We start from the raw sequence: 7,941 nt of genomic DNA, 5'->3' as shown, positions 1-7,941 counted from the left end.
ACGCTTCGGTGGCTGCTTTCGTGGCTGATCGCGAAGTTCACGGATTCCGAATACACCCACGTGTCCATCTTCACTGGCGACGACCTGATCGACGTAGACATTGGCCGTCCGGTGGCGAGGCGACCGGTGACCGACGACGATATCCTATATAGCGACGTATTCCGGGTTCCCGGAGCAACCATAGAGGACCGCATGAGAGCGGTCTTTTTTTGTCGCCGTCAGACCGGGGCGGGATACGACTACACGGCGATTGTTTCGATTGTGCTTGGCAGGCTGTTCCGCTGGCGGCGAAACTGGCAAGACCCGGGTCGCTGGTTCTGCTCGGAACTGGTCGCGGCTGCATGGGAGTACGCCGGGCATCCGATTGCGGATGCAGATGCGGCGAGGGTCACGCCGGGCGATCTTGCCCAGTCACCGAAGATAAAGAGGGTGAAATAGATGCCCCATCCAACTTTAACAGGGCCCCTGCTTCTGTTTTGGGACAATCAACAATCGAATGAGGTTGTAGCCATTTCCGATACGGCACAGTTGATCTATTGTCCGGTTTCCGTTGCATCGGACACGTTGCAACGTGTATATGAGCCGCATACAGTGGTTGCGGATACGAAGCAAATCCTAGCCATTGCAGTATCATCGGATGCGGACAGCAAACAAGTAATTTACGCTGAAGTGGTCGTGGATGCAGATGTAAAACAGGTGCTATGGGTTCCGGTAAACACGGATGCTGACACCAGTCAAAAGATATACCTTCTGTACGATCTGGATGTCGACACTATGCAGATTATCTCGCCCGATCGCACACTTGCTTTTGGCGGGAAGCTGGCCAGCGATTACGGACTGCGGTTGATTGCCGACCCACGGAAAAGCCTGCTGCCGTCCACTATCGACTATACGGAGGAGATCCCGGGAAAACCCGAAAAAATTGATTTTGGCTGCGATTACGGGGAAAGGATCATTGAACTGCCGTTTGATCTGGTCGCAGACAGCAAAGAGGATCTTTTGAGCCGCATCCGACAGGTCGCGGCTTTTTTTGATCCCAAAAAAGGCGTGCAGGATCTGATCTTTGAAGATGACCCGACCATCATTTACCGTGCAAGATATGCCGGGAAAGTCAGCCTGGACGACTTAATTCAAGGGTATGGCAGGTTCACCATTCCGATGCTGGTAAAGCCCCTGCTGGAAAGCAACGAAAAGGCGGCCAACACGGGAACAATCGTGAACACCGGCACCGCTGAAACGCCGTTCGTGCTGGAAATTCGGGGGATCGTAACCAACCCGACGGTAACCGTGAACGGTGTCGCCATGACGTACACCGGTACCTTAAGCGCTGGGGATACGTTGATTATTGACACGGGAGCCATGACGGCCAAAGTAAACGGGGCGAACGCGATCGCCAGGTACAACGGAAAGTTTCCGAAGCTAAAGCCGGGTACCAACACCATAACGTCAACCGGCGGAACCATTTCAATCAAATTCAAGGAGCGTTGGTTGTAAATGCAGATACCTGATTACATTACGGTTCAAAACTCCGCGGGCGAAACAGAAGCCTACTTGTCGCCAGAAGCGGACGGACTCAAAGAGTGCTGGATCGACACACAATTAAACGGATCCTCAACGCTGACATTCTTACTACCCGTCACTTCGGAAAAGTTTCAGTATCTTGTTCCTGGAAGCCGGATCATTGCCGACGGTCGGGAGTTTGTCATCCTGAATCCTGACGGCATCGAAGTCAGCCGAGAAGGTCAGAAGAAATGGGCGAAAATTACGGCGCAGGAAAGCTGGAAACTGCTGGACAGCAAGTATGTCACGGTCTCCAATGACCCGCAGAATCCCACCCCGCATTGGGGGACCGTGGCGATTCTGTCCGGCGGTGCCCCCGCTCCCGGATACACAGCGGGCAGTGCAGGATCCGCGCTTGCCTACCTGCTGCAGGGCACCGGGTGGACCGTCGGCACGGTCGATGTGTCCGGTGTTCATGACTTGGAAACAGAGAAAGAGTCGGTTCTTGCCAACGTCAAAAAGGTTCAGGAAAAATGGGGCGGAATCCTGGTTTGGGACAGCATTCACAAAGTCGTGCATCTCCGCTCGGAAACGCTTTGGCAAAACTATACCGGGTTCCAAGTACGCTACGCAAAGAATCTGAAGCATATCATGAAAACGGCGGATACAAGCATCGTGACGCGGTTGTACCCGTTCGGGAAAGATGATCTGAACATTGCCGCGGTCAACGACGGAAAGCTGTACCTGGAAAATTTCTCGTATACAACGGAAGTGCTGGAAGGGTACTTGGCCAATCAGGAACTGGAGACGCAGCAGGAAGTCAAGGAATGGGGACAAAGGCAGCTTGAAAAGCTGTGCAGACCCCGGTACAACTACAGGGTCGGGATGGTCGATCTGCGAACGCTGCCGGATTGGTCCCACGAAGATTTTGTCCTTGGCGATCTGGTGGACGTGATTGATGAGGACATGGGCATCGAGATTCGGGCGCGGGTGTTCAGGTACAAGTACAATGTGTTTCAGCCCTGGAAATGCGAATTGGAAATTGGCGATCCGATGGAAACCCTGGCGGACATGATCAATGCGGGACGGGAAGCCGGGAAGTTTGTAAAAGAGGTTTTGAAACCAAACACGAGCATCGGAAACCTGCTCAAAGGGTTTATTGACACGTTTGCGACGGAGATCAACGGAGCGAAAGGCGATTACTCGCTTGTGGATGGGGTTTCCACCTGGCGGGAACGGGATGCCAACGGGAACCTGACGGGAAGAGTGGTGCGGATTACGCCCTCCGGGATCGGGATTTCGAAGGACGGCGGCCAGACGTTCCGGACGGCGTTGACCGGGGACGGGATTTTGGCGAACACGATTGTCTGCTCTGCGCTCTACGCACTGTCGAGCGGCGACGGGTACACAAAGCTGGTGGATACCGGCCTGCAGGTCTTTGACACACTGCAACGGCTACGGGCACACCTGGGGCAGTACGCGCCTGGGAAATTCGGGCTGAAAATGTGGGACAAGGACATGAAAGCCGTGCTGCTGGATGAGGACGGCATTATGCAGACGTGGCAAGAAGGGCGGACGGATAACGTTGATTCAAGCAACCCCCTGGTGCTGAATGTGTATTTGTCGCCGGAAACGAAGTCGATTCATCAGGCGTTGTTGCGGTTTCGGATGCAAGCGTTCCGAGCATATGAGCAGGGAGCGGCTTCAGGAGGAGGCGGAACGAGCGGACCGTCGAGTATTACGACAAGCGGACCGTCAAGTGTGACGACTACAGCGGCTGGGGGTGGACAGACTTCTGGCGGTAGTCACTGGTGGACTGATTCGTATACATCTGGTATGAGCGTAACAGATTCTCCGGGTTACCATAATCACGGTATACCAGACGGAACAGTTTTACTTACTGATGGTGGCGGTAAAGTTACGTGGACTGAATCAGGTTGGCACAGACATTATATTACAGTAAATCACAGTCACGATATTTCAGACCATACCCACAACATGGACCACACGCACAATATTTACCATACGCATACAATTCCGTCCCACACACACGACATTATTTACGGCATTTACACGGGTGGAGCACCGTCCAGCATTACCGTAAAAGTAAACGGCACAGCCATTGCTGCACCGTTTACATCTGATCAAACCAGCATTGACATAAAGTCAAACCTGGTAATTGGTCAGTGGAATGTGATTGAATTATGGCCTGATAGACTCGGTAGAATCGATGCAACTGCGTTTATCCAGGCGAAGATGGGGGTTTAATCAAGGAATCCAGCGGATTTTAAGTTGGAAGGTGAAACATAAAAACGTACATCTACTATCTTTAATTTTATTCCGTTCTGCACTTCGATAATCCTATTTCCGCCAATCTGTGGACGCTTAAATTCAACAACTTTATTGCCATTTTTAAAAAGAACTGTATCACCAACTGAAACGAAAACGCCATATTGTTCGGCAAGCTCATTCAGAGTAATCCAATCCTCCACAGCGTCCGCCTCCTTTTGGTCTATTGTACCACTTGGAGGCGTTGTCGTTCCAGCGCTTGGGAGGTCCGTGGGCTTCCCACCGATCTGCGGGCCACCTGTGACGACAACCGCATTCTGGGACTCGTTCCATTCCACTTTTGCGCCAAGCGCTTCGGCAAGCGGACGGGCGGGAACCAGGGTGCGGCCATTGATGACCGTCGGCGGTACGTCAGAATGAATCTCGTTGCCGTTTACGATCAGCTTGATCGGGGATTCGGCAAACGCAAAAGGGGTGATACCAACAATGAGACCGGTTATGATTCCGGCCATAAATTTTTTCATGGGAGTCCCTCCTTGAATCGTTTTGAGGAAAATTATACCACAACAAAATGAAAAGGGGATGTGTGAAAAATGAGCAGTTACGAAATGGACCTTGCGAAAGAACAAAGTAAGCCTGTAAAAAATGCCCCGAACTCCCTCGAAGAATTTTTTCTATATGCACAGGAAACCTTCGATAAAGTCGGGGAATTGGAGGAACGAATTTCAAATCTTGAAAAGAAATTAGAATCCTCCTCTGGCCATTCTGTCTAAGCTGTTTTTAATTGCCCGGTTATTTCTCTCAATAACTTCGGCAAGCGCCTTGCAAATACCGTTGAGTAAAGCATCGTCTAAACCTGGCGCATGCTCTTTCAACGCTTCGCTAAGGTGTTCTTCCAATTCTTCAGCGCTGTAACCAAAGTCCATAATTTCCACCCCCTTTCCACTTTGCACAATTCGACATACGGGGGTGGAAACCTTTAGAAAAATTTCGACAAAACACAAGCCGCTCTGCAGCGGTTTTTATTTTTCCTGAAACGGAGCGTGAGAAAGGTGAACACAAAAGAATTTTTCTTAAATTCCGCTGTAGCAGGAATCGGAACAATCATCAGCGCATGGCTCGGAGGATGGGATGCCGCATTGAAAGCGTTAATCATGTTCATGATCTTTGACTATGTAACCGGCCTTCTTGGAGCCATAAAAAGAAAAAATGTAAACAGCGAAGTGATGTTTTGGGGCGGCATCCGGAAGGGTGCCATTCTTGCTGTGGTTGCCGTGGCGGTCCTGCTCGATCAAATGTCAGGGAACCAGGAACCCATCTTTCGGACGCTGGCGATCTATTTCTATGTGGCCCGCGAAGGTATCTCCATCACCGAAAACCTGGGGATTCTCGGGGTGCCGCTTCCGCCGATTGTGACGAAGGTACTGGCACAACTGCAGGAGAAGGGGGAATCGAAATGACGTATCCGATTCAGGAAATGCTGCTCCCGCTTGGCGCAAACCGACCGGGAATCCCGTTTACGCCAACGGGCTGGGTGATCCATTCCACCGCAACGCCGAACGCTCCGGCTGTAAATATCGCCAGATACTTCGCCAACCATCCGGACGCCCAGGCAAGCGCTCATTATGCGGTTGACTGGGAGCGTATCGTCAGAATGGTACCGGAGTCCGAAATGGCTTACCACGCAGGCCCTACAGCAAATCGAAGGTTTCTTTCGGTGGAGATGTGTGAAACGGACGATCCGGCGTTGTTTGCGGAAGTCTGGAAGAGGACTGTCTGGCTTGTGGCAGATGGGTGCAAACGGTACGGATGGAATCCTGACGAGGTGATTCATTCCCATAATTGGGTATCCCGGACATACGGCGAAACGGACCATACAGACCCATACGGATATTTTGCAAGGTTCGGTAAGGACATGGATATGTTTATTGCCGACGTAAAAAGCGTCATGCAAGGGGGTGAGGAATACATGATGTCGAGGGATGACGCAAACAAGATCATCAAGTTTTTGCAGGCGGCTTATGGAATCAAGCCCGACCCGGAATTTGGCAGGCTTGCAGACGAATTACGGAAAGCAAGTGGCCAACCGACGCAGAATAGTTGATGAAAGAACTTCCCCGGCCCGAAAGGCCGGGGATTTTTTGTTTTCCTCTGCTCTAAGTTGAAAGTCCCTGTTTCTTTCGGACTATTTTTGATTAACTATGTCATAATCGTTGACAATTTTGTGCAACAGTGTGACAATGGGCCTAGGGGGAGGAATAAGCAATGAACAACCTGCAGAAACTTATGGTTCATATTTTGCGTAAGTTTCCGCGCGGTCTGTGGAGGACGGAGTTTGTTAAAATTCTTTATTTGATTGACTGTGAATGGTACAAGCTGTATAACTGCACATTCACAGGACTCGAATATGTGCGAGAGAAGAAGGGGCCTTTAGGATACGAATTCTACGAAGTCTCAGAAGCATTGACTGGTGTGGCAATTAACGTAGATTGTATACCTAATTTTTACGGTTCTCCATCATACATCTACTCCGACAAAACAGATTTTCAAGAAGAATTGTTTTTAGACGAAGAAATCACGTTTATTGCAGACCTAATCGTGGAAAGACTAAGAGACAAGCATCTTAACGAAATATTAGAAATAGCATATAGTACGGCTCCGATGTTGGAAGTTCAAGAAGAGCGTCAACGTGACCCATCAGGACAAAGTATTTTACGAGGGGTGGCGCTGAACATGGATAGCTTGAATCGACCAAAACCCAAATTTACCCTTGAAGAGTTAAGAGATAACCTTAAAAACCTCGACCTTAGCGAAAGAGGAAGCGACGAAGGCTACGCAAAAGTAATTTTAAAAGAATTCGAAGAGCTTCAGCCGCTTAGAGAGAGGGTAAACAAATGTCTTCAGTAAAACGTAAGCGTTTTATTTCAGATCTCACGGACAAGCGCTCTTTCGTACAGGATGAAATTTGGACGATAAGGGATTGGTTGATTTCTATTCCGGATGCGGATGTACAAGACCGTAATTTACACCCTTCCCGGCCAGTTGTTATACTTCACGATAGTCCTTTAAACTCTTCTCCAACATTTCCGACAGTTGTAGTGGTGCCGCTATCGCACGAGTTAGATTACAAAAAATCTTGCGACTTAGAATTATACCCTGAAGAAGGTAGTGTTATCATACCATGTCTTGCCCGGCTAGGACTTGTTCAACCTGTGCTCAAAGTTGATTTATACGAGCGTAGGGGAAAGTTGAGCGATCAACAACTTAAAGACTTACTAACACTCCAATTACATATTCATGGACTGATCTAGCCACCCTTTTCGGCGGTTTTTCTTTGTGTTAAAATACGAACGTATATTCGTATTTTGCGGAGGATTCCATATGCAAGTCCGTGCAACCGAATTGATTCGGGAGAAGCTTTTGCGAGTCATCATGCTGAAATGGATTATCGAAGATGCCCGGAAAATCAAACGCGACCTAAAATCCAACGCTATTTTCATCCTTGAAGAAGAGTGGACCGATATGGATATACAGGTAACGTACACAGAAAAAGGCATCCGGGAACGATGCCCGTATATGCTCGCCATGCTGGAGGCGGAGACACAGGGGAGGATTGAGCGGATTCTGCAGTAGAAGCGTAGCCTTCGCCTGAAAGCACGGGGGCGTGTTTACAGGCGAAGGCAAGATTTAAAAAGCGTCCCGTATAAGTATTTATTATACTAATAGTATAATAAATACTTATACTATACATATAATAAAATAAATAATTATTATATATTATATTATAATATTATATAGGTATATATTTTTTCTTTGGGGGTACTATTTGATGTTCTTTCTCTGTGATGTGTGATTGCTATAGTACCCCCTTCTTTTTTAAAATGGATTATATATTTTTCCTGCACCCCCCTGAAAGAGGGAGGGGGCGCTGGATTGAAAACGGTGAAAACGGAAACAAGTGATCGAGGAAAAAGCCTGCTGTAGAGCTTCTTTCATTTGGGGACGTTGGGGACGTTGGGGACGAATTGGGGACCAAATTTATCATTCGTCCCCAAAAATGAGCAGAAGCGAACAGAACACGAACAGCCTAAATCATTGATTTATCAATGATTTTTAGCTTTCGTCATTCGTCATCAGAGGCCCGTGATCAAT

The 7,941-nt window shown here is 48.9% G+C and carries 10 protein-coding genes; 8 read left to right on the top strand and 2 right to left on the bottom strand.

All coding sequences use genetic code 11. The features are described from left to right. The 3 genes from AC4ED1_RS14390 to AC4ED1_RS14380 form a co-directional block, all read left to right on the top strand. Positions 1-438, top strand: a 438-nt coding sequence (locus AC4ED1_RS14390) for a C40 family peptidase (RefSeq protein WP_490939802.1), incomplete at its 5' end; no start/stop codon positions are given. After that, a complete protein-coding gene (locus AC4ED1_RS14385; RefSeq protein WP_490939800.1) occupies positions 439-1,494 on the top strand; it encodes a distal tail protein Dit in 1,056 nt (351 codons plus the stop codon). Beyond that, positions 1,495-3,768: a phage tail spike protein gene (locus tag AC4ED1_RS14380; protein WP_490939798.1), complete on the top strand. Its 2,274-nt coding sequence runs from the start codon at positions 1,495-1,497 to the stop codon at positions 3,766-3,768. It abuts the gene before it with no gap. Here AC4ED1_RS14380 and AC4ED1_RS14375 read toward each other — a convergent pair. Together AC4ED1_RS14375 and AC4ED1_RS14370 are read right to left on the bottom strand one after the other, a co-directional pair. Beyond that, the gene (locus AC4ED1_RS14375) at positions 3,765-4,313 is read right to left on the bottom strand and encodes a copper amine oxidase N-terminal domain-containing protein (protein ID WP_490939796.1); all 549 of its coding nucleotides are present in this window, start codon (positions 4,311-4,313) and stop codon (positions 3,765-3,767) included. The genes AC4ED1_RS14380 and AC4ED1_RS14375 overlap by 4 nt on opposite strands. A gap of 219 nt (positions 4,314-4,532) precedes the next feature. Beyond that, positions 4,533-4,715: a hypothetical protein gene (locus AC4ED1_RS14370; protein ID WP_490939794.1), complete on the bottom strand. Its 183-nt coding sequence runs from the start codon at positions 4,713-4,715 to the stop codon at positions 4,533-4,535. 126 nt (positions 4,716-4,841) lie between these two features. Between AC4ED1_RS14370 and AC4ED1_RS14365 the strand changes: the two genes are divergently transcribed. The 5 genes from AC4ED1_RS14365 (at position 4,842) to AC4ED1_RS14345 (ending at position 7,422) form a co-directional block, all read left to right on the top strand. Continuing rightward, a complete protein-coding gene (locus tag AC4ED1_RS14365; protein WP_490939792.1) occupies positions 4,842-5,249 on the top strand; it encodes a phage holin family protein in 408 nt (135 codons plus the stop codon). Then, the gene (locus AC4ED1_RS14360; RefSeq protein ID WP_490939790.1) at positions 5,246-5,893 is read left to right on the top strand and encodes a peptidoglycan recognition protein family protein; all 648 of its coding nucleotides are present in this window, start codon (positions 5,246-5,248) and stop codon (positions 5,891-5,893) included. Before AC4ED1_RS14365 ends, AC4ED1_RS14360 begins: the two co-directional genes overlap by 4 nt. Before the next feature lie 161 nt (positions 5,894-6,054). Further along, entirely contained in the window at positions 6,055-6,696 is a 642-nt protein-coding gene (locus AC4ED1_RS14355; RefSeq protein WP_490939788.1) for a type II toxin-antitoxin system antitoxin SocA domain-containing protein, read from the top strand. After that, complete coding sequence (locus AC4ED1_RS14350; RefSeq protein WP_490939786.1) at positions 6,684-7,100, top strand: type II toxin-antitoxin system PemK/MazF family toxin; 417 nt, start codon at positions 6,684-6,686, stop codon at positions 7,098-7,100. Before AC4ED1_RS14355 ends, AC4ED1_RS14350 begins: the two co-directional genes overlap by 13 nt. Before the next feature lie 70 nt (positions 7,101-7,170). Beyond that, complete coding sequence (locus AC4ED1_RS14345; protein ID WP_490939784.1) at positions 7,171-7,422, top strand: YhjD family protein; 252 nt, start codon at positions 7,171-7,173, stop codon at positions 7,420-7,422. The last annotated feature ends 519 nt before the right edge of the window (positions 7,423-7,941 follow it).

Source organism: Effusibacillus sp. SKA8, from assembly GCF_058273125.1.
Note: the sequence above shows the minus strand (reverse complement) of the source record. Positions and strands in the feature narration are given on the sequence as shown.